Consider the following 20,508-nt stretch of genomic DNA (forward strand, 5'->3'; position numbering starts at 1 on the left):
AACGGGGTTTAAACATGGTTATAAGTGTTTGTTAGCGGTAGAATTTCGTTTTCACAAAATGAACGATTGAAGGCGGAGTTATGTTATCGAGTGTTTATGTCAAGGAAGTGCCAGAGCTAACACTTATTACATCCACGGATTGGATTGCTATTGGTAGCATGGTCGTCACCGTGATTATTGTTGTATTAGCTGCTTGGTTTCAAGTTCATCAAGCTAAAAAGTTAGCTGAGCAAACGAAACAGCAGATGGAAGCAGAGCAAGATTTAAAACGTAGGCAGTTTATTGCGCAGAGTAGACGAGAATGGATTGCTACATTACGTAATGAAGTATCTGGATTTTTATCAGCTTCAGGAGAATATCATACTTATATTATAGGTACCTACCATATGGCTTATCATTTGCCTCCTCAAAAAAGGGAAAACGGTATAATTTTAAATGCTGTAGTACTAAGCAATGAATTGATTAATACAAGGGTGCGTATTGAGCTACTTTTAAACCCTGAAGTAAATGATCAAGCAGTAAAAGTGAAAGTATCCATAAAGGATTTAAATCTTGATAATGAATTAATATATTCATTAAATAAAATAATAAAGCAACTTTCAGATATACGAGAATATATTGAAAAAGAGCCAGATATTGATTCTTTATCACAAGGAGTTGATGATATGAACAAGGACTATGTACAACTTCTTAATGAAACCAAGGCATATGCAAAAGTTATTTTAAAGACAGAGTGGGAACGTGTGAAAAAACTCGAAGGCTAATCCTAAATCATCCCAAACTAAAGCAACCAACGTTAATCCGCGTCGGTTGCTTTTTTTTTGCATGCTTACTTCACACAAGATGTTTCATACCAACCCGAACCCAAGGAGGTTGTTATGTGATCTTCAATTTTGGAGTGAGTAATGAACCAAGCATTAACTGCATTATGTTTTTCCTTACAGCCTACCTCGGTTGCAGAAAATGCAACGGAACAAGGCATTTGGCTACCGATGATCCCTGCTGGCACATTTGCAGGTGTCGATAGCCGTTCCTGGACAAACAACAACCCAGAGCAAGTCATTGCCCGCTTTACGCAAAAGCGCCCATTCGATATTGAACACTCAACCCATATCAAAGCCCCGAAAGGTGAACCTGCTCCGGCGTACGGTTGGATTACCAAAGCCGAAAACCGTAACGGTGAAATCTGGGGCTTTATCGAGTGGAATGATGATGGCGCACAACTGATTGATGAGAAGAAATACGCTTTCTACTCGCCTTCCTTTACGTACGACAAGAGCGGCCAAGTGCTGGCGCTTGTGAGTGCGGCTTTAACCAATGACCCCAACCTTGATGTTCCTGCATTAAACCAACGAATGGAGAACGCCAATATGCCGTTGCCAAAAATCGTTTTGGATGCGCTTGGCCTTGCCGAAGATGCAACACCAGAACAAGCCGAAGTGGCTATCAACTCTCTTAAACAAGAGAAAGATGTCGCCCTAAACCGTGCTCAGACCGTGGACTTAAACAAGTTCGTACCAAAAGAAACCTACGAAATTGCGCTAAACAGTGTATCGAAGGCAGAAGCCCAACTGGCTGCTATTCATGATAAAGAGCTTGAAGCACTTGTCGATGATGCCATTGAAGCTGGCAAAGTTGCCCCAGCTAATAAGGATATGTATTTGTCTTTGTGTCGTGCCGAAGGTGGCGTGGATCAGTTTAAGTCTTTTGTTGAAGCCGCCCCTGTAGTGGTGGATAGCAAAGAAAAGAAAAAGCCAGCAGTAGCAACAAACAGCAAGCTGGATGATGTTGAACTGGCGATGTGTCGCAAGATGGGCGTCTCTGAAGAAGAGTACCTAGCGGCTAAAGCTGAAACGAATAAAGGAGCGAAATAATGGCGACTGAAGCACAAGTACTTGAAGCTCTTCAAGTCAATATGTCTGCGGCGTTTACCCGCGGCTTACAAGCAGCAAACCCGCAATGGCAGATGGTAGCGACGAAAGTACCTAGCTCGGGTGCGGCAAACTTTTACGGTTGGCTAAAAGACTTACCTGGCATTAAAGAATGGGTTGGTGATCGTCAACTGGCTGACATGGGCCGTCACGGTTATTCGGTTGAAAACAAAACGTGGGAAAGCTCGATCTCTGTTTCTCGTGAAGATGTCGATGATGACCAAATCGGTCACTACTCGGTTATTGCGCAGAACTATGGTGATCAAGTTGCCATCTTCCCTGATGAATTGTCTTACGGCTTATTAGTCGCTGGTTTCACAACACTTTGTTATGACGGCCAGAACTACTTTGATACCGACCACCCAATTGAATCAGATCCAGCAACGACGTTCTCGAATGTGATTGGTGACCCAACCACAGACACTGGCGAACCGTGGTTCTTGATTGATGATACCAAGGTGCTGAAGCCTATCGTGTACCAAGAGCGTCGTCCGTTCGTGTTTAAGAACATGCAGCCAAATGAAGAATATACCTGGTTCAATAACAAATACGCCGCTGGTGTAGATGGCCGTTGTAACGTGGGCTTCTCATTCCCTCAGTTGGCGATTGGTTCTAAAGGCGTGTTGGATGAAGACACTTATGCCGCAGCCAAAGAGCTATTAGGCACCATGAAGAAAGCCGATGGCACACCAATTGGTACTCGCGCAACCAAGATTGTGGTTGGTCCGAAAAACGAATCGGCAGCGAAAAAACTATTGGCTCGCATGTTGGTAGAAGGTGGTGACTCCAACATCTACTACAACGATGTAGAGATTGTTGTGAGCCCTTACATCACGGCTTAGTTCTTAAAACGTAAACGCCTATCAGGTGCAAACTGATAACGGGCTGGCGGTATTCAGTTACCGCCACGTTTAAAGCCACTTTAACCTCGATTTAAAAGGAGTTCACCGTGAGTGGAACCGCTAAAAAAACAGGTACATCAACTGCGAAACAGACGGCAGCAGCGAAGGCTAAAGAAGCAGCTGCAAAAGCTGATGAGCAGACAGCGAATGCCAACAGCCCCGAGCAATCTACCACTGGAACTACTGAGCAACCAGTGGAACAAGCTCAGCCCGCTGATCAAGCGCAAGCCGAACAGGAAGCGTTGAAGGCAGATTCTGATATTCAACAAAAGGAACAAGACGATGTTTCGAAACAAGCAAAAGATGATGAGCCACTTCTCAGCACTGATGGTGATCCTATTGGTGTGCTTGGTGCCCTTAAAGTTCGCTCTGTCTCAGATGCTGGCTTTTGGCGCAGTGGCGTTAAATTTCACCGCTTACAAGAAACATTGGTGCTTGTGGTGGATGGAGAACCGCAAGGTCAGCCTGCGGCAGTGGATGTTAAAGACTTCCCACCTGAGTTTGTGGTGTTCATGTCTACTGAAAAGGCAAAGCGCGTCCACGATGAGCCTCGCTTAGTGGTGGAGACTGTCGAACTTAAAGATGTAATCGACATTCAAGACTAGCCATTAACAGACAAGAGCTAAGGAAAACCGATGGCAATCTACGCAACAAAACAAGACTTAATGGATCGCGATGAGCAAATGCTTTGGAATTTTGCCATTGATCGCAATACCAACGAGTTAAATGACACATGGATTAACCAAGCCCTAGAGCAAGCCGATGAAGAGATCGATTCTTTTCTGGCGCGTCGCTTTGAGCTTCCGTTACCGACTGTGCCAGGCATGTTGAATAAGATTGCCATTACCATTGCTTTCTACTGGCTGGCCGACCGTGACCAGCAAGCCACCAACTTGTTGGAAGAACGCTACAAGATGCAGCTGCAAACCCTGCGTGACATTGCTGACGGTAAGCGCGAGCTCGGTTTGCCAACCTTGGATGACAACAACCCAACCGAAGGCAGCGTGGGCAAAGTAGAACTGGTGCAAGAAGGCGAGCGCCTGTTTACCCGCAACAAACTTAGAGGCGTCTTGTAATGGGTATCTCGGTTCAAGTCACCGGAACGGAGGAACTGAGACGCTATGAAGAGCTGCTTCAGCGCTTGGCGGATCCATCTCATAAGTCTGAGTTACTTGAATCCCTCGGCAGTGTTGTTGAGAGCCAGACCCGCAGACGAATTGCTGATGAAAAAGAATCCCCTAGTGGTGTGTCTTGGCCTGATTGGTCAGCGGATTACGCCAAAACACGCCATGGAAATCAGTCCTTGTTACAAGCTGATGGCGGATTGCTCGATTCCATTCAGTACATCGTACAAAAGAACCAAGTACGAATCGGCTCGCCGCTTGCCTATGCCGCCGTACACCAAGATGGATTTTCGGGTGCAGTGCAAGTATCGGCCCACAATCGGCTAATTACTCAAGCCTTTGGCAAAGCACTTAAACACCCTGTGTGGCAATCGGTAAGTAGCTTTAGCCGCCAAATGGACATCCCACAGCGCGAGTTTTTAGGGCTAAGCAGTGAAAACCAAAACGAAATTTATCAAGTCCTTGGTGACTTCTGGCAGGAGCTAATGTCGTGATGGAGACAGTGAAATGAGTAGACCTGATGTATTTAACATCCAAGGTTCCACGGTGTGGGCTACGCAAGAAATTGTTAAGTACTTAAAGCCTGTGCTTGAAGGTTCAGAACGAGATATTGACAAAATTCAAACCGTAGAGCGTCACATTGGCCGTTTTGATAAACCGGAAGATGTAAAGCGCTGGCTAAGTAACCGTGATGGCAGCGTACGTATTACAGCTTTACGTGTCACTGAGTATGAGAACACCGCAGGCAGCTTATTTGGCAAGGTTAATTTTGTGGCCTATGTGTTCACCACTGACCAATACGGCTATGCCAAAGACCAGCGTTGTGAAGTGGTTGCAGGTCAATTAGTACAAGCCATTATGCAGCGTGGTGCACTACCTACGGCACGTAGCAATGTAGAGGCAGTTCGTAGTGATAACTTATACAGCGGCAGTATTGATCAATTAGGTGTCGCTATTTGGGCTGTCACCTGGTCGCAATGGTGGCCGATGGATGAACCACTCGATCCATCCTCATTAGACGATTTTATCACCTTTAGTTTTGAAGGCGATGTGGGTGACGGTAGCCCACCGATTGAAGGTGAAGTCACGCTTCCACAAGATGACTCTTAACCCCGAACACGTATTACAACCGAAAGGAAACCACCATGAAGATCTATGTGAAACCAAATAAAGCGAACGTCAAGGTGCGTAAACCTGACGGTAAGTACCTAGCCGAGCAAGGCGAAGAAGTCACAAAGTCTGCTTTTTGGGTGCGTCGCATTAACGATGGCGACGTTGTTGCTAGTGAGCCAACCCCAACCACAAAACCAAAGAAAGCCGCTGCTGTAGAAGCTGCTGCTAAGAAAGGAGAATAACCATGGCATTGGGTAACATTCCAAACGATATTTATACGCCGTTAGTGTTTATCGATATCGATAACTCAGAAGCACTTTCTGGTACGCCAGCCTTGGTGCAAAAGATTTTGGTGATTGGTCAGCAGTTACCAACGGCGCTATCTACTCCGTTAAAGATCACTCGCATCGGTACGAGTGAAAGTGAAGCTGATGCGCTGTATGGCAAAGGTTCGATGCTTTCTATCATGTTGCAGCGTCTACGCAAAGCCAACAGCTACACCGATGTGTATGCGCTGAACGTGGCGGACTTTGGTGGTACTGCTGCTAAAGGTGAAATTACCGTTACTGCCAGCACAGCTAAGGCTGGGGTGATTGGGTTGCTGATTGCTGGTACGTCGGTTCAAGTGACCGTTAAAGAAGGTGATGCTGCGAGTGCGATCACCACCGCCATTATCAATGCGGTCAATGAAAATACCTCATTACCTGTGACAGCGGCATTGAAAGATGCTGAAACCACCGTAGTTGAATTAACCTGTAAATGGACGGGCCAAACCAGTAACGACATTGATTTACGCCACAGCTATTACGATGGCGAAACGTTACCAACTGGTGTGACGATTGCGTTCACGGAGTTTTCTGGTGGTGCTGGCACTCCTGATATGAGTGAAGTGATCGCCGCTATTCCTGACGAATGGTACAACCATATTGCGATGCCATTTAATGACACCCAAAGCATGAACGCGCTGCGTGATGAATTGGTATCTCGCTATGGCCCACTCAAGATGATTGAAGGTATTGCTTATACCGCGTTCCGTGGCACGTTTGCGGAAACGGGCTCTTATGGCGATGACCGTAATGACTACTTGTTCACCTGTATGGGTACCAATAGCTCACCACATGCACCATGGGAATGGGCCGCATCTTACTGTGGTATCGCTGCATATCAATTGGGTATTGACCCTGCACGCCCACTGCAAACGTTAGTGTTGCCGGGCATTCTACCGCCAGCCAAAGAAAGTGTCTGGGACCAAACCGAGCGCAACTTACTGCTGCATGATGGTATTGCCACTTATACCCGTACCCCCGGTGGTGAATGTGCCATTGAGCGTGAAGTCACTATGTACAACGTCAACACTTATGGCGACCCAGACCCAAGTTACTTGGACATTACCACGCCAGCCACGTTGGGCTACTTGCGTTACTCGCTACGAGTGATGGTGACCAACCGTTACCCACGCCACAAATTAGCCGGTGATGACGTACTACCAAAACTTAACCCTGGTCAGCCAGTGGTGACGCCTAAGCTGATGCGCAATGCCATTTTGGAACTGGCCGATACCGATTGGGTGCCAAATGGTTTGGTGGAAGACTTCGATGGCTTCAAAGAAACGTTAAGCGTTTACCGTGATGACAGCGATGTGAACCGCTTGAACTGTGTGTTTAAACCAGACCTTGTGAATCAGTTGCGTGTATTTGCCGCATTGATGCAATACAAGCTGTAACCTCGATTAATAAAAAGGAGAACGCAAATGCGAATTCTTGGTGAAGTGGTTGTACGTAACAATGGCAACCAACTAAAAACGAAAAAAGGCTCAACACTGAATTCGGGTGGATATACCAATACTTCTCACATTGGCCCTGGTCGTGTTTGGGGTAAATCTCGGGAGTACACCGCACCGACTATTCAGGTAACGATCGCGGCTGCTGAAGATGTGGATGTGATGGACATTAACGCAATGGAAGCGGCCACCCTTACATGGGAAGGTGATAACGGCATCGATTACATGATGACAGGCTGTGCACCGCAAGCCCCATTCCAGCTATCAGACTCTGGTGAAATCACCGGCACATTTGAAGGCGAAAAAGTGGAGCGTGTGTAATGGCGATCATGACGTTTGAATTACCGCATGGCTACAAGGCGGGTGAAACTACCCACCTTGAAGTTGGATTGCGTGAGCTATCCAGTGGCGACTACATCGATGCGCAGCTAGCGGCTGAAAAAGTTGTGATGCAAAACGGTGTGGCTGTCGCCTATACCTCAGATGTGATGTATGGCTTAGAGCTGCTGATGCGCCAAGTTGAATTCATTGGCAGTGTACAAGGCCCACTTTCTATCAAGGAACTACGTAAGCTGCATGCTGATGATTTCAACTTGCTACAACAAAAAGCCAGTGAGTTAGATCAGCTTTTGATTAAGGAGTTAGAAGCTCGGGGGCGATCTTAAGGTACTGGCTGACATGGGCGAGTCTTTACAGCTCGCCATTGCTTCTAAAGTGCCACTCAGTACCACCACTTCAATGCCTCTACGCCGTTTGATTCGGACTTACCACAAAATACGAGAAATGACCCATGGCCAAACGTCTTGAAACTGACATTGTTCTTAACCTAGCGGGTAACTTAGCCAACAAAGCCAAGCAATATGGCAACTCCATGAGTCAGTTTGCGCAGAAAAACCAACGTGCCATGACGTTAGTTAAAACGACTACTGCGGCAGCTGGTCGTGGTATTGATCGTTTAGGCAATCGTTATGTCGGTATGGCAACCGCGTTCGCGACAGGTGCAACCGTTCGCAATGTCGCTGCTTTCGATAGCCAAATGACGCGCATTGGTACTAACGCTAAGTTAAGTGCTGATGAAGTTGATGGGTTAAAGCAATCGGTTCAAGATATCTCAAACAATAAAGACATTCGCGTCGATGCTGGACAATTGGCGTCTGGTGTCGATGTGCTTCTTGGCAAAACCGGTGATCTGAAATTCGTCACAGATAACCTAGAAAATATGGGCTTGTTTATGCAGGCATTCGGTGCAGATGCTCAATCAACAGGCGCATTATTTGCCCAGTTTAGAGAAAAAGGTATTACCGAGTCTGAAGCCGTGATGGATACCATCGACAAACTGTATGGTCAGTTTGCAATTGGTAGTGTCAGTGTCAAAGACCTTGCGGGTATTTCTGAGCAGCTCTTTGCCACTTACCAAGGCAAAGGCCCAGAAGCTATTCAACAAATGGGCGCGCTCGTTCAGTTGTTTGCGAAAGCTAAAGGCAATGCCAATGAATCGTTAACCTCAATTCAAGCTGTGTTCGCGACCTTTTCCGACAAGAAGAAGGTTGAATTTTTAGATCAGCAAGGCATTGAGGTGTTTAAGAAAGGCACCAAAGAGTTGCGAGAGCCTGCTGAGTTGCTACTAGAAATTTTAGACAAAGCAAAAAATGATCCGTTGAAATTGGGCGATGTATTCGACCAAACATCACTACAAGGTCTAGCGTCTCTTTATAGTTCAGACAACAAAGCGCTATTAAAAGAGATGGTTTCTGATACCACTGATGTAGGAGCAACCCAGAAAGCAGCAGCCACCAATGCGGCTACTTTTGATAGTGCGCTCACCTCCCTAAATAACTCTTTTGAAAAGTTCGCTAACATGCGACTCGCTGAGCCGATCCAAGATTTGGCGGATGCCATTAATAGTGTTGATGATGACACCATTCAAAACTGGCTAGATTGGGGCGAAGCTGCTGCGTGGGCATTAGGCGGTTTAGTCGTTGCGAAAAAAGGGTTAGATATTGCCGCATCGGTTAAAGGTGTATTCGGTAAAGGTGGCATACCTGGTTCGGGTGGCGTCGGTGGCAAAGGAGGTTTTGCAGACTTAGGTGCAACCCCTGTTTATGTCGTGAACATGCCAGCGGGTGGTATGAATAATTCTGGCACATTGGGCGGTGGGAGTAATAAAGGAACCAAAGGAAGCAAAGTGAAGTCTGCCGCAGGTAAAGCGCTTGCAGCTACGATTCTATATCCTATTGTCGAGTCAACAATGGATGCCTTAATTGGTGATACTGCATTTGGCAAATGGGCACAAAACACCACGTTAGGCTCTCTATTTTCAAGTGACGATAAAGAATCAAAGTCAGTCACTCAAGCCGTCAAAAACTACCAAACCAATGATGGCACAACGCCAGCCACCTTACCTTGGATGATGGCCCCACAACCGCTAGGTATTGGCGGCAATATCAAAGTCGATATTGGTGTCAGTGATGATCGCATTACTAAGAAAGTCACAGGTAGCTTCCCTGGCTTAACCGTTAACCCAGATTCAGGCATCAATTAACCCACCATAAAGGAGCTTTAAATGGCATTTGAAGAACGTTTAACGGCCTCTTTTCGTGGGGTTGAATTCTTACTTGAAGGTGCGGATGGTGAAAGTGGCCGCCGCGCCATTCCTCATGCTTACCCTAAAAAGGAAAGCGGCTGGGCGGAAGACAACGGCAAGGTGCTGCAATCAGAAAAAATCAATGGTCGCGTTCTTGGCGATGATTACGTCACCCAATTGCAAAATATTCTCGATGCGCTAAATCAGCTGGGACCAGGCGAATTCATTCACCCTTGGTTTGGCGTGCGACAAGTTCAAATTGGTAAGGTGAGCCATAAGCTACTTATCAATAAAGACCGAACCGCGAGCATTAGCTTTGAAGTGTTTGAGGTGGGTGAAAACCTTTTTCCTTCGGCTCAATCAGACACAGCCAGCGACCTACAAGATAAAGCCGAACAATCTCAAGATGCTGCTAACTCTGCCTTTGAGGGTTATTTTGATGTCGATAATGTGGAAGGCATTGGCGGCATGGTGGATCAGTTTTTAGATGATTTAGACGAGTTCACTCGAAACTTACCTTCACTACCAAGCGAGCTGCGTGAATGGACAAACCGCTTGATTCGCACAAAAGACTCGATTGGTAACTTGTTGGCTTACCCTGGCGACTTGGCGGTTGAAACAATGGGCTTATTAGAAGATGTGAAGTCTGTTGTTACTGACCCTATTCGCGCCCTTGATGTTTATACCCAAGTGCAAAACCGTTGGGATGGTATGCGCGCAGAATTGGCGGTAACAGGCGGTTTGAGTAGTGGTATTTCAAGCTCTGATGGTGTCGCCAGCTCTGTGCCATTTACGGCTAACTCAGAAAAGAAAGCGGCGATTACCCAAAACAGTGAAGTGTATAAACAGCTGATTTTAAACTCTGCGGCCATTTCTAAAGCGGCAGCGTTGGGGGCTTCAGATTTTAACCAGGATACTGAAGCGGATGACAATGTGATTGCCTCGTTAACAGGCGCTGAACGTACGGCCATTTTGACTGGCCCTCAATTGAAAGCCATGGGAAATGGTGTGGCAAGTGAACTGGCGGTGTTTTCAGAGCAAGCTGTCGAACGTGGTGATTCATCACTCTGGCGTTCTTTGCGTGCGTTGCGCCAGTCTGTGTTGTCTGACACTCGTGCTCGCGCAGAGCAGCTGCCCCAACTTTCTGTGTATACCCCGAATCAAACCATGCCTGTGTCTTACGTGGCTTGGAGCCAGACGGGAGATACAGAAAACCGCCAGTCGATTATTCGCCGCAATGGTCTTTCTCATCCTGCGTTTATTAAGCCTTCTCAATCGGTTGAGATTATCGGGGAGAATGGCAATGGATAAAATCACGCTGAAAGTAGATGGCAAGGTTTATGAAGGTTGGACTAAGGTTCAAGTCACTCGCGCACTCGATAATATGGCGGGTACATTTGAACTGTCTTTGACTTGGAAATGGATGGACAACCAATACCAAGCCGTGAGTGCACCTATTCAGCAAGGTGAAGCTTGCATGGTTGAAATTGGTGGTGAGCGTGTGATCACTGGTTACATTGATGACTGGATACCTAGCTATGACGATGAACAAGTGCAAATCTCGGTCAGTGGCCGCGATAAAACCGCAGACCTTGTTGACTGCTCTGTGGTGCATTCTAGCGGCCAGTTTAACAACCAGACGTTAACGCAAATTGCTAAAACGGTGTGCAAGCCATTTGGTATTGATGTGATCGTGAATACGGATGTGGGCGCAGCATTCCAACGTGTGCAACTCGAACAAGGTGAAACCGCCCATGAGCTGCTTGCACGTTTGGCAAAACAGCGTGGTGTTCTACTGACTTCTGATACGTTTGGTAACTTGGTGATCACTTGTACTAGCAAAGAAAAATCAGGCACCGCTTTGATTCTCGGTCAGAACATTCTTGCCGCACGTGGGCGTTTTTCTTGGCGTGATCGCTTTAGTCAGTTCACGGTGAAATCCACTGGCCCGAGTTTTGGTGAAAAGTGGGATGGTGCTGGATTGTCCTCTGTTGGAGGCATAAAAGCAGAAGTGACTGATAGTGAAATTACTCGTTATCGTCCGATGATTATTATCAATGAAGAAATTGCGACCGCCGATGGTGCAAGCAAGCGTGGTCAATGGGAACGCCAGCGCAGCATTGCACGCTCGAACAGTGCAGAGTACACGGTCACAGGCTGGCGTATTCCTGACACGGGTAAGTTGTGGAACTTTAACCAATTGATTTCAGTTCAAGATCCTATCTTCGGCATTGATAAAGAGCTGCTCATTAAAACGGTGATGTTTAGCGAAGATGACTCTGGTCGCTTGGCTGTGATTAGCGTCGTTCCACCGGATGCAATGGAGATACCAGCACAAATCGAGAAGAAAACAAAGGTGGCTGCAAAATGGTAACAGAGCGCTATATTCAAAAACTGCTTGCCCCGATTCGTCGCAAGATCATGGGCAGTATTGGCCGTGCGTTGGTGACAGGTGTTATCGAGGATTTACAACGTCAAAACATCCAGGTGCAAATACATGCGGATGAGTCTGCCGATAACATTGAGCGTTTTCAAAATTATGGCATGAGTTCAAACCCACCAAAGAATTCAGAAGCGGTCTTGGTTGCGCTGGGCGGTGACTTAGCCAACTTGGTTGCAGTGGCTGTGGAAGATAAAAATTGTCGCCCAACAGGTGAAAGTGGCGATGTTTTTTTATACCATCAAGACGGTCACAACATCCGCCTCACCAAAGACGGCAAGCTAATCATCACAGCAACTGAGGTGATTTATAACGCTGCCGATTCTTTCACTATCATCTCACCAGAAACATTAATTCAAGGCCCCTTGCATGTGACGGGTGGTATCTCGACAGACTTAGGCATATTTGCCTCTGGCGGTATTACGTCAGCCAGTGTGGTTAGCGGTAGCGACTTAACGGCTGGCGGTTTTTCATATCTTGGTCACTATCACAAAGCAGGAAGCACGAACACGACACCGCCTATTGGCTAAAGGTTTTTATGATGAACATCGCACAAGGTATGGTTCAGTTATCCAACGTTATCATTGAAGGTGATGTGGACAGCACGATATCAAACCTTGTGCTGATTTCTTTGTTTACCGATGCTCGTGCTAATTCCTCTGACATTATTCCGGATGGCACAACAGACTTACGTGGTTGGCCGGGTGATACTTTTTCAGATAAACCTTGGGGTTCTAAGCTCTGGCTACTCTACCGTGAAAAACTGACCACTGATGTGCGTAACCGTGCGGTGAAATATGCCGAAGATGCACTGGCGTGGATGCTGGTCGATGATGGCAATGGCTGCATGGCTCGCAAAGTCTCTGTGACGGGTTCTATTCCTCGCTTTCAAACCCTTGCGTTAACCATTGTGATTTCAAAGCCTGACGGCAAGGAAATAACCTTAACTGTGTCTCGTGCTTGGTCTGCTACTCAGGAGTTTATCTATGCCGTTTAACGTTCCTACTCTTCGCCAACTGATTGAGACTGGCAAGCTTGATATTGAGGCATCACTTGATCAGGTGTTGCCTAAGTTTGGTATTGAGCTTGCACTGAATAGTGCCGTCAGTGGTTCGTTGCGTGATGTGTACGATTACCAGTCTTGGATTGTTCGCCAAATTATTCCTACTTCTGAATCTGAAGACCAAACCATTATTGATACCGCACGAACTGAAGGCGTGATCCAGAAGCTTGCCACGGCAGCAACTGGGCCTGTCACGTTAATTGGTGATGTGCCTGTGCCACTGGATACGCAATTAATCCACAGCGATGGCCGCTTATATACAGTGGTGCTTTCTAATGCGCCTATTGATGGTGAAGTGCTGGTAACAGTTGAGGCCAACGAGCCAGGCGCAGACGGTAATATAGATGACGGTGAAGCCTTAACTTTAGTTTCTACTGTGCCAGGCATTCAACCAAACGGCACAACGGGCGAAATTTCTGGCGGTGCAGATTTAGAGCCTGTAAACGAGGTGCTTGAGCGTTTGTTATTCCGTAAGCGCAACCCTCCAATGGGCGGCGCTGTGCATGACTATGTTGGCTGGTGCCGTGAAGTGGCTGGCGTGACTCGCGCTTGGGCGTATGACCGCTACCAAGGAGGCTCAACTGTTGGTTATGCGTTTGTGTTTGATGGCCGTGAAGACATCATTCCGAATAGCTCTGACATTGCCACTATGGATGCTTATATTTATCGACATTCTGACCCTGCAACGGGTGCAGATGTTGGGCGTCCTGCGGGCGTAGAACCTATCAATATCAATCTTCAATTGTTAACAACTGACTTGGGGATTGGCTTAACACCTGACTCTTCCGAGCTTCGTAAATCGGTTCAGACCAGTTTGGATTCTTACTTCAAAACGCTATCACCTGGTCAAACCCTGCTACTTAGCGCCGTTCGTACGGCTATAGGTGGTACTGAAGGTGTGACGGATTATACGCTTGATCTCAATGCTGATGTGCCAGCTGCCGCAAACCAGTTACATGATTTAGGGGTGATCACATGGGCCATAGCGTAGCCGAGTGGACAAGCTCGCTTGTTCTGCAAATGCCTCGTGGTTTGATTTGGAACTACGAGCCAAACAGCACGCTATATAAGTATGTTGCAGGCTATGCACCACGCCTTGAAGCAGCAGAAACGAATGCTGACTTACTGCTTGATGAAATGCGCCCTGAAACGTGCTTTCAAACACTACCCGAATGGGAAACCTATTTAGGCTTACCCGAGTGTAATGTGAGTAACCAAGGCTTTGAATCACGCCGTGCGGCTGTTGTTGAGAAGTACCACCGTAAAGGCGGTTTACAGGCATGGAACATTGAAAAGCTCGCCGCAGATTTGGGCTTTGATATCGAGGTACAAGAAATCTTCCCTCACCACTGCTTACGTGGTTGTACATATCCACTTTATGAAGAGCGTTATCGTCACGTTCTTCGCATTAATGTTTATGGCATCACCCAAGCGTATGCCACCTGTTTAGATAACTGTTTAACCCCGTTGGTATTACAAACCGCTGCGATTCTTGAGTGTACGTTAAACACCATCAAGCTAGGCGGAAAATACTATGAATACGTTTATTACTATGATGAGGAGAGCGTTTAATGCATCCGTTAAATAACAGCTCACAAGTCACGGAAGCGCCAGCCACCAAACCTCGAATTGGTACGCCTGGTTACTTCTCTGAATCCAACGACAGCGGCGCACCAAGTTACCCAGGTGCAGACTGGTTTAACGCCAATATTAAAGAGTTCATGAATGCGCTCAGTGCGTCTGGTGTTGAGTTTGATCCTGATAGGTTTGATCATTTGGCGCTTGCGATTGCCGCAGGTGGTAAAGCTGCAATGTTAGATGTGCTAACAGGCTTCCGCTTTCACGAATCTATCCACGGCTTCGACCGCACACAAATAGCCCTAAAAGCTGACGGCACCGAAGTGCTACGCGCAGACTTTCCAAAACTTTGGGTAATCGCAGAATCAACAGCCGTAGACCAAGCCCTAATTGATGCCAATCCAACCCCTTACGCAGCAAACTATGGAACAGGTGACGGTGCAACGACATTTACTATGCCAAACTACGGCTTAATGCCTTGGGAAGCAGCAGCGGGTATGTATGGTGCGGCAGGAACCACGGTTGAAGACCAGATTCAGAATATAACTGGCTCTGCAAGTATAGCTAGTGGTGGATCTAACTTTGGGTTTGTTGCATCGACATCTGGAATCATTTTTGGGGTTGATCAAACAACAGCACCATCACTTACTGAATCTAGTTCTGGTAATACTAGATATAGATCATTTTCAATTGACGCTTCTCGTATCGCCCGAACGGGTGACTACACCCGCCCAAACACTAACTTTTCTGATGTCTGGATTATTCACGGAGAACATGCAGCATGAAACTAGCACAATATCATTTTGAAACCGGTGAATATCTACGCACGGTTGATGCTGTAAAAAACATCAAATCGAAAGAGTTCATGATCCCACCGTATCACACACCAGACTTTCCTGTTGCCGAGCTTGAAGAAAATGAATACCACGCATTTTTAGACAACAATGGCAACGTACCTCGTGATTACAATGACGGTACTTGGCAAGCAAAAGAACGTTTCGTCAAAGTCACAGCATACAACAAGCAAACAAAGCAGCCGAAAGAGTTTGAAGATAAAACCCTATTTGATGACGAATACACCTTACTTGAACCAAAGCCATTTCAAAAATGGGAAGGTGAACAATGGGTGCAAGATGATGAAGCCGTTGCAGAGTATAACGCCAGTAACGGCAAAGTGATTCGTGACACTGCAATCAGCTCAGACTTGAACGCGTTAAGTGCTCAATGGGATGTTGTATCTGATGCAGCAGACATTCGGCGTGTGATCAACGATGCAGAAACCATTAACGCCCAAGAAACTGACACTACTCAATTCCGACTTGCGGATAATACTTGGCGCGATACTTCACTAGCAGAATTGCGTGAAGTCTTGCGTGTATTCATTGCTCGCAAGCGTGATATTTGGGATCAGTTCGCGCAATGGGATGCAACCGACAAACTCGAACCGTTTAGTCCTGAGTATTAGAAATGAAAGCAGCTCTAATTTTATGTGCAGCACTCACTCTTTCGGCTTGTTCTAGTGTGACTATTACTGATGGTGAGCAAGATGCCATTATTGGCTCAGATAGGACTCAAGATGGGTGCCACGTAAAAGTAAGTGATGACTTCAAAGGAAATGTGACATATCACTCAAAACGCTGTGACGTAACAATTTCAAAACCGATTTAATCCATCTTCAAATCAACTTTAAATACAGCTATAAAAATAAACAAACCCTAGTATTATGAACAATTCGCAGCGTGTTCACTTTACTAGGGTTTGCGTGTTCATATTTCGCGACGCGCTACAATCTGTTTTACAAAACCCGTGGGTTATAAATTCTTATCATATTAAAAATGGACAACAGCGCTAGCGACGACTGCGCACCAATTGGTACTTACGCGCTAAGTATTCCACTGGTACGGGTAGCCAAGCTTCATACATCCAGTGTGGGGTTAACATACCAAATGCGTGGCCTGCAAATACCCCTAAAATACCTAAATGGAAAAGGTTAGAAGCAATAAACATATAACGCTTATCTTTCGCGCTGCTTAGCATTTGGCTTGATCCTGCGCGCCAAGAATATTGCGCTTGATCATAGCGGATCCAGCTACCAATAAAGAAAATAGCAGCAAGATAGGGGTATACGTTAAAGAAAAACGTATTTAAAAAATCGCTCATTGTTGGCCTCCAGACATTGAAGTCAAACTGTCTTTAGCTGAGTTATCAGACAGGGGTGCAATAGAATCTAAGCTTACATATTGAGGCTGAACACTGCCGGCAAAACTTTTTTGGTGCATATTTTGCTCGGCAGAGGCACAACCTTCTTCGCCTAAAAATTTGATTTGCTCTTCTTCCCACACCGCATCTAACGCTTCGGCGGTATCATCACGTTGCTCTTTGTCAACATTGTCATGCAAGTGCTCAGGACGAACTTGAGTACCTGACAATTCCAATAGCAAGGTAAACAAGGAGCTATAAAGACTGTCACGCTTTTCTAAACGAGCGCCAAGCAGTGCCAAAATAGGCGCGATATCCGCCAAACCTTGTACCGCTTCTTCACGCGCTAGAGTGGCAAGATATTCAAGGAACACCGGCAGATAATCGGGCAATTCGATACTTTCGATTTGCAGACCTGCGGTTTTATATTGTTCCATCAAGTCGATCATGGCTTGACCACGATCTCTTGATTCACCATGAACGTGTTCAAATAACAATAAAGACAAAGAACGACCACGATCAAACAACTCAATATAGTTCGATTGAGCGTCCAATAAATCTTGTTCGGTTAACTCTTCAATAAAAGTATATAAGCGACTCATTTGAGCAGGTGAGAGAAATAACATCTCTGAAATGTCTTTCATTAGCTCGTCTTTATGTGGCTTTGTTGCGTAATTCGATGGAACTAAATGTGAAACTGACGATCAGATCGTTTACTCCCCACTAAACCATCGATATTCATACCAAAACCTCGTTATAAGACCAAAAACTGGAAGTTATATAATCAATCACTGATTAAACGTGGTTCACTGACTTTCTGGATTGATGAAGAAGCTATCCAAGAATGGAAAGAAGCTAAACAAGGGCTGCGTGGTAGACCTCGTATTTTCAGTGATTTAGCAATAACAACAGCGCTTATGGTAAAACGTATATTTTCAATGCCCTTAAGGGCATTGCAGGGATTTATTGATTCTGTATTTCAACTTGCTAATGTCCCGCTCACTTGCCCTCATTATTCTTGTATTAGTCGTAGGGCTAAAGAGGTTGAAGTCTCATTCAAAACGAAAGCTCGTGGCACGATACAACACTTAGCCATTGATTCTACTGGCCTCAAGGTTTACGGCGAGGGTGAATGGAAAGTCAGGAAACATGGAACTGATGGGAAGCGCCGGATCTGGCGTAAGTTACATATAGGTGTTGATGTCGTTACTCATGAAATTATTGCGGCAGAACTCACTTTCTCGAATGTCAGTGACGGAGACGTTCTACCTAATTTACTAAAGCAAACACGTCGAAAGATCTTAAAAGTATCAGGCGATGGTGCTTACGATACTCGACAATGCTATGAAGCCATTCGTATCAAAAAAGCCACCCCACTTGTGCCCCGAAGACTTGGTGCAGTCTTTTGGGAAAAGGGACATCCACGAAATTTATCCGTCGGGTTTCAACAGTTTTATGGTTCTAATAAGCAGTGGAAAACACGGTTTGGGTATCATAAAAGGTCAATTTCAGAAACGGCAATGCATCGAGTGAAAAAGCTATTGGGCGGAACACTCAGCTTAAGAAATTATAATGCCCAAGTTGGGGAAGCTTACGCAATGATCAAAGCTTTAAATAAACTAACAGGGCTAGGTATGCCTAAAACTTACCGAATTGATTGAAATAATACCATTCTAGTGTTGTCACCTCTAAATTTGAATTACGCAACAAAGCCAAATTGATGCCCAATATGATGCGAATAGTCAGAAGGTTGTCATTACCATTGTGGATGATGGGTGTGGAATGCAACAAATTGTTGAACCTAAAAATCACTACGGTATTACTATTATGCGAGATAGAGCTAAGTCCTTACCTGGTCAGTTAAATATTGAATCAAAGCTAGATCAAGGTACGCGCATTAATATCGAATTCTCACCCCAATAAAATAAAAGGCGCTGTTATGGAATTAAAACACACTGATAAATCAACGGTTATTTTAATTGATGATCATCCAATGTTATGTGGTGGGGTGAAACATTTGATTGAGATGAACGGTAACATGCAAGTGGTCGCGATGGCGCACACCGGAACAGAGGGTATTAAATTAGCCAAACAACATGAGCCCGATTTGATTTTACTCGATCTCAATATGCCGGAAATGAATGGTTTAGAAACATTGCGTGAATTGCGCAATTGTCATTTGTCGAGCCGAGTGGTGGTGTTTACCGTCTCCAACTATAAAGGTGACTTAACCAATGCAATCAAATTGGGCGCGGATGGCTATTTATTAAAAGATATGGAACCGGAAGAGCTACTGAAAGCGATAGATCAAGCCTGCAATGGTCAAATGGTGTTAAGCCCAGAGATGGCGCCAATTTTAATGGAAGGGTTACGCAGTAAAAAAGAAGCGCCACGCGGCGTTGATAGTTTAACTAAGCGTGAATTTCAAACCTTAAAGTTGGTGGCAACCGGTATGACCAATAAAATGATCGCGCGTAAACTCGATATTGCCGAAGGGACGGTTAAGGTGCATGTGAAAAGTTTATTGAAGAAGTTAAATTTGCGTTCACGAGTTGAAATGGCGGTGTGGGCACACGAAGAGAATTTGTGTTAATCGTCACTTATCCTCAATAATATTGGTAATAGTTTAAAACGAAAAACGAGCCTAGCACTAAGTGTTAGGCCCGTTTTGTTCGTTATTTAGTTAATTATGTAGCTATTTAACCGATAATTATATTCTATCGTTTAAATAGGCTTGATAATCAGGGATTTCAACATCCACTTCTTGTTCTAGTAATTTGGAAGCAAACAAGAATTTTGCCGTTGCACGGTTGGTGGCGACGGGAATATTCCATACTGAAGCAATACGCAGCAATGCTTTCACATCGGGATCGTGTGGTACCGCATTTAATGGATCCCAGAAGAAAATCATCATATCAATCTTGCCTTCAGAGATCAGTGCGCCCAGTTGTTGGTCACCGCCCATTGGGCCACTCATCAAGCTTTTAATTGCCAGTCCGGTTTCTTTACTCAGCATATTGCCAGTCGTGCCAGTGGCATAAAGAAAATGTTTTTGAAGTTTTTCTTTGTTTTCAATAACCCAACGCAATAATTCTGGTTTGTAATGATCATGAGCTACCAATGCAATGTTTTTATGAGCAGGCATGGTTCGAATTGTTTTTTCCATTATTAACATCCTGATTGGTTTATGAAATGAGTTAATATTCTGTCTACAGCATAATGTAAATTAAGCTAAATAAATAGCGCGATAATGCGGTGTTGTTGCGATTTATTCGACGGAGATTAATAACGCTAAATCATCGTTATGCTCCTCATTTTTAGTTATTCATTAAGCTTATAAAGTGATTACATGACACTAAGATGATGGTTTATTAGGTTTGCGATGGATCAAATTTAGGTCAGTCATTGGCATTGAATCGTAAAAATGGGATCTAAGCTAGAAACTAGGAGGTATTTTATTTTTATAGTGGCAGGAAGCTAAAAGAGCAGAAAAGGATTTAACATGAAAAAATTAGTGCAGAAGGTATTGGTCGTCAATGTTGGCGCGCTGCTAGTGGTGTCGTTTCTATCCAAGGTGGTGCCAGTATTACAACCACATAATATGGCAGAGTTTTTATTTTTCGTTTTGTTGGCGATTTGGATTGTGGCCGCGGTAGCATGGCAAGGCAGTAAGCAGTCAGTATCATGGGATCAAATCTCGGTATGCAAACCAAAAGAGAATAACTTTGGTATGTTAATGACCATTGCCGGTATTCCAGCATTAATCGGTTGTTTAGTTTTGTAATGATGCCTTC

At 45.3% G+C, this 20,508-nt stretch carries 28 protein-coding genes; 25 read left to right on the forward strand and 3 right to left on the reverse strand.

Annotated elements, in window-relative coordinates; all coding sequences use genetic code 11:
• Positions 1 to 80 precede the first annotated feature (80 nt).
• The 22 genes from GFB47_RS13010 (at position 81) to GFB47_RS13110 (ending at position 16,183) form a co-directional block, all read left to right on the forward strand.
• A complete protein-coding gene (locus GFB47_RS13010) occupies positions 81 to 764 on the forward strand; it encodes a hypothetical protein (RefSeq protein ID WP_153448471.1) in 684 nt (227 codons plus the stop codon).
• A gap of 141 nt (positions 765 to 905) precedes the next feature.
• Entirely contained in the window at positions 906 to 1,874 is a 969-nt protein-coding gene (locus GFB47_RS13015) for a phage protease (RefSeq protein ID WP_153448472.1), read from the forward strand.
• Positions 1,874 to 2,773 (forward strand): Mu-like prophage major head subunit gpT family protein, encoded by a 900-nt coding sequence (locus GFB47_RS13020; protein WP_153448473.1) that lies wholly within the window; start codon positions 1,874 to 1,876, stop codon positions 2,771 to 2,773. The genes GFB47_RS13015 and GFB47_RS13020 overlap by 1 nt, the downstream gene beginning before the upstream one ends.
• Positions 2,774 to 2,880: 107 nt before the next feature.
• On the forward strand, positions 2,881 to 3,438 hold the full coding sequence (locus GFB47_RS13025; RefSeq protein ID WP_153448474.1) for a hypothetical protein: 558 nt from the start codon (positions 2,881 to 2,883) through the stop codon (positions 3,436 to 3,438).
• A gap of 30 nt (positions 3,439 to 3,468) precedes the next feature.
• The gene (locus GFB47_RS13030) at positions 3,469 to 3,909 is read left to right on the forward strand and encodes a gp436 family protein (RefSeq protein WP_153448475.1); all 441 of its coding nucleotides are present in this window, start codon (positions 3,469 to 3,471) and stop codon (positions 3,907 to 3,909) included.
• A complete protein-coding gene (locus GFB47_RS13035; protein ID WP_153448476.1) occupies positions 3,909 to 4,451 on the forward strand; it encodes a phage virion morphogenesis protein in 543 nt (180 codons plus the stop codon). Before GFB47_RS13030 ends, GFB47_RS13035 begins: the two co-directional genes overlap by 1 nt.
• A gap of 13 nt (positions 4,452 to 4,464) precedes the next feature.
• Positions 4,465 to 5,067: a hypothetical protein gene (locus GFB47_RS13040; RefSeq protein ID WP_153448477.1), complete on the forward strand. Its 603-nt coding sequence runs from the start codon at positions 4,465 to 4,467 to the stop codon at positions 5,065 to 5,067.
• Between the two features lie 35 nt (positions 5,068 to 5,102).
• Positions 5,103 to 5,312: a DUF2635 domain-containing protein gene (locus tag GFB47_RS13045; protein WP_153448478.1), complete on the forward strand. Its 210-nt coding sequence runs from the start codon at positions 5,103 to 5,105 to the stop codon at positions 5,310 to 5,312.
• Between the two features lie 2 nt (positions 5,313 to 5,314).
• The gene (locus GFB47_RS13050; RefSeq protein ID WP_153448479.1) at positions 5,315 to 6,793 is read left to right on the forward strand and encodes a phage tail sheath subtilisin-like domain-containing protein; all 1,479 of its coding nucleotides are present in this window, start codon (positions 5,315 to 5,317) and stop codon (positions 6,791 to 6,793) included.
• A 27-nt stretch (positions 6,794 to 6,820) separates the two neighbouring features.
• The gene (locus GFB47_RS13055) at positions 6,821 to 7,171 is read left to right on the forward strand and encodes a phage tail tube protein (RefSeq protein WP_153448480.1); all 351 of its coding nucleotides are present in this window, start codon (positions 6,821 to 6,823) and stop codon (positions 7,169 to 7,171) included.
• Positions 7,171 to 7,515 (forward strand): phage tail assembly protein, encoded by a 345-nt coding sequence (locus GFB47_RS13060; RefSeq protein ID WP_153448481.1) that lies wholly within the window; start codon positions 7,171 to 7,173, stop codon positions 7,513 to 7,515. The genes GFB47_RS13055 and GFB47_RS13060 overlap by 1 nt, the downstream gene beginning before the upstream one ends.
• Before the next feature lie 13 nt (positions 7,516 to 7,528).
• On the forward strand, positions 7,529 to 7,657 hold the full coding sequence (locus GFB47_RS16705; RefSeq protein WP_267904254.1) for a hypothetical protein: 129 nt from the start codon (positions 7,529 to 7,531) through the stop codon (positions 7,655 to 7,657).
• A complete protein-coding gene (locus tag GFB47_RS13065; RefSeq protein ID WP_153448482.1) occupies positions 7,641 to 9,392 on the forward strand; it encodes a phage tail tape measure protein in 1,752 nt (583 codons plus the stop codon). The genes GFB47_RS16705 and GFB47_RS13065 overlap by 17 nt, the downstream gene beginning before the upstream one ends.
• Before the next feature lie 21 nt (positions 9,393 to 9,413).
• Positions 9,414 to 10,745 (forward strand): DNA circularization protein, encoded by a 1,332-nt coding sequence (locus GFB47_RS13070; RefSeq protein WP_153448483.1) that lies wholly within the window; start codon positions 9,414 to 9,416, stop codon positions 10,743 to 10,745.
• Positions 10,738 to 11,808, forward strand: a complete 1,071-nt coding sequence (locus GFB47_RS13075; RefSeq protein WP_153448484.1) for a phage baseplate assembly protein — start codon at positions 10,738 to 10,740, stop codon at positions 11,806 to 11,808. The genes GFB47_RS13070 and GFB47_RS13075 overlap by 8 nt, the downstream gene beginning before the upstream one ends.
• A complete protein-coding gene (locus GFB47_RS13080) occupies positions 11,802 to 12,404 on the forward strand; it encodes a phage baseplate assembly protein V (RefSeq protein WP_153448485.1) in 603 nt (200 codons plus the stop codon). Before GFB47_RS13075 ends, GFB47_RS13080 begins: the two co-directional genes overlap by 7 nt.
• An 8-nt stretch (positions 12,405 to 12,412) precedes the next feature.
• Entirely contained in the window at positions 12,413 to 12,871 is a 459-nt protein-coding gene (locus GFB47_RS13085; protein ID WP_153448486.1) for a phage GP46 family protein, read from the forward strand.
• Positions 12,861 to 13,928 (forward strand): baseplate J/gp47 family protein, encoded by a 1,068-nt coding sequence (locus GFB47_RS13090; RefSeq protein WP_153448487.1) that lies wholly within the window; start codon positions 12,861 to 12,863, stop codon positions 13,926 to 13,928. Before GFB47_RS13085 ends, GFB47_RS13090 begins: the two co-directional genes overlap by 11 nt.
• On the forward strand, positions 13,913 to 14,509 hold the full coding sequence (locus GFB47_RS13095) for a YmfQ family protein (protein ID WP_153448488.1): 597 nt from the start codon (positions 13,913 to 13,915) through the stop codon (positions 14,507 to 14,509). The genes GFB47_RS13090 and GFB47_RS13095 overlap by 16 nt, the downstream gene beginning before the upstream one ends.
• Positions 14,509 to 15,300 carry a hypothetical protein gene (locus GFB47_RS13100; RefSeq protein ID WP_153448489.1) on the forward strand — a complete coding sequence of 264 codons (792 nt, stop codon included), beginning with the start codon at positions 14,509 to 14,511 and terminating at the stop codon, positions 15,298 to 15,300. Before GFB47_RS13095 ends, GFB47_RS13100 begins: the two co-directional genes overlap by 1 nt.
• Positions 15,297 to 15,980, forward strand: a complete 684-nt coding sequence (locus GFB47_RS13105) for a hypothetical protein (protein WP_153448490.1) — start codon at positions 15,297 to 15,299, stop codon at positions 15,978 to 15,980. Before GFB47_RS13100 ends, GFB47_RS13105 begins: the two co-directional genes overlap by 4 nt.
• 2 nt (positions 15,981 to 15,982) lie before the next feature.
• Positions 15,983 to 16,183, forward strand: a complete 201-nt coding sequence (locus GFB47_RS13110; protein ID WP_153448491.1) for a hypothetical protein — start codon at positions 15,983 to 15,985, stop codon at positions 16,181 to 16,183.
• A gap of 180 nt (positions 16,184 to 16,363) precedes the next feature.
• On the opposite strand, the gene narI is transcribed toward GFB47_RS13110, so the two are convergent.
• Both narI and narJ read right to left on the reverse strand, forming a co-directional pair.
• The gene (gene narI, locus GFB47_RS13115) at positions 16,364 to 16,675 is read right to left on the reverse strand and encodes a respiratory nitrate reductase subunit gamma (protein WP_153448492.1); all 312 of its coding nucleotides are present in this window, start codon (positions 16,673 to 16,675) and stop codon (positions 16,364 to 16,366) included.
• The gene (gene narJ / locus GFB47_RS13120; protein ID WP_153448493.1) at positions 16,672 to 17,358 is read right to left on the reverse strand and encodes a nitrate reductase molybdenum cofactor assembly chaperone; all 687 of its coding nucleotides are present in this window, start codon (positions 17,356 to 17,358) and stop codon (positions 16,672 to 16,674) included. Before narJ ends, narI begins: the two co-directional genes overlap by 4 nt.
• Before the next feature lie 96 nt (positions 17,359 to 17,454).
• Between narJ and GFB47_RS13125 the strand changes: the two genes are divergently transcribed.
• Together GFB47_RS13125 and narL are read left to right on the forward strand one after the other, a co-directional pair.
• Positions 17,455 to 18,375 (forward strand): IS5 family transposase, encoded by a 921-nt coding sequence (locus GFB47_RS13125; protein WP_153448494.1) that lies wholly within the window; start codon positions 17,455 to 17,457, stop codon positions 18,373 to 18,375.
• Positions 18,376 to 18,653: 278 nt separating this feature from the next.
• Entirely contained in the window at positions 18,654 to 19,307 is a 654-nt protein-coding gene (gene narL, locus GFB47_RS13130) for a two-component system response regulator NarL (protein ID WP_153448495.1), read from the forward strand.
• A gap of 117 nt (positions 19,308 to 19,424) precedes the next feature.
• On the opposite strand, the gene GFB47_RS13135 is transcribed toward narL, so the two are convergent.
• Positions 19,425 to 19,880: a methylglyoxal synthase gene (locus GFB47_RS13135; RefSeq protein ID WP_153448496.1), complete on the reverse strand. Its 456-nt coding sequence runs from the start codon at positions 19,878 to 19,880 to the stop codon at positions 19,425 to 19,427.
• A gap of 336 nt (positions 19,881 to 20,216) precedes the next feature.
• On the opposite strand from GFB47_RS13135, the gene GFB47_RS13140 reads away from it, so the two are divergent.
• Positions 20,217 to 20,498, forward strand: a complete 282-nt coding sequence (locus GFB47_RS13140) for a hypothetical protein (RefSeq protein ID WP_153448497.1) — start codon at positions 20,217 to 20,219, stop codon at positions 20,496 to 20,498.
• Positions 20,499 to 20,508 lie beyond the last annotated feature (10 nt).

Origin of the sequence: Vibrio algicola (assembly GCF_009601765.2) — a bacterium.
GTDB classification, from domain to species: domain Bacteria; phylum Pseudomonadota; class Gammaproteobacteria; order Enterobacterales; family Vibrionaceae; genus Vibrio; species Vibrio algicola.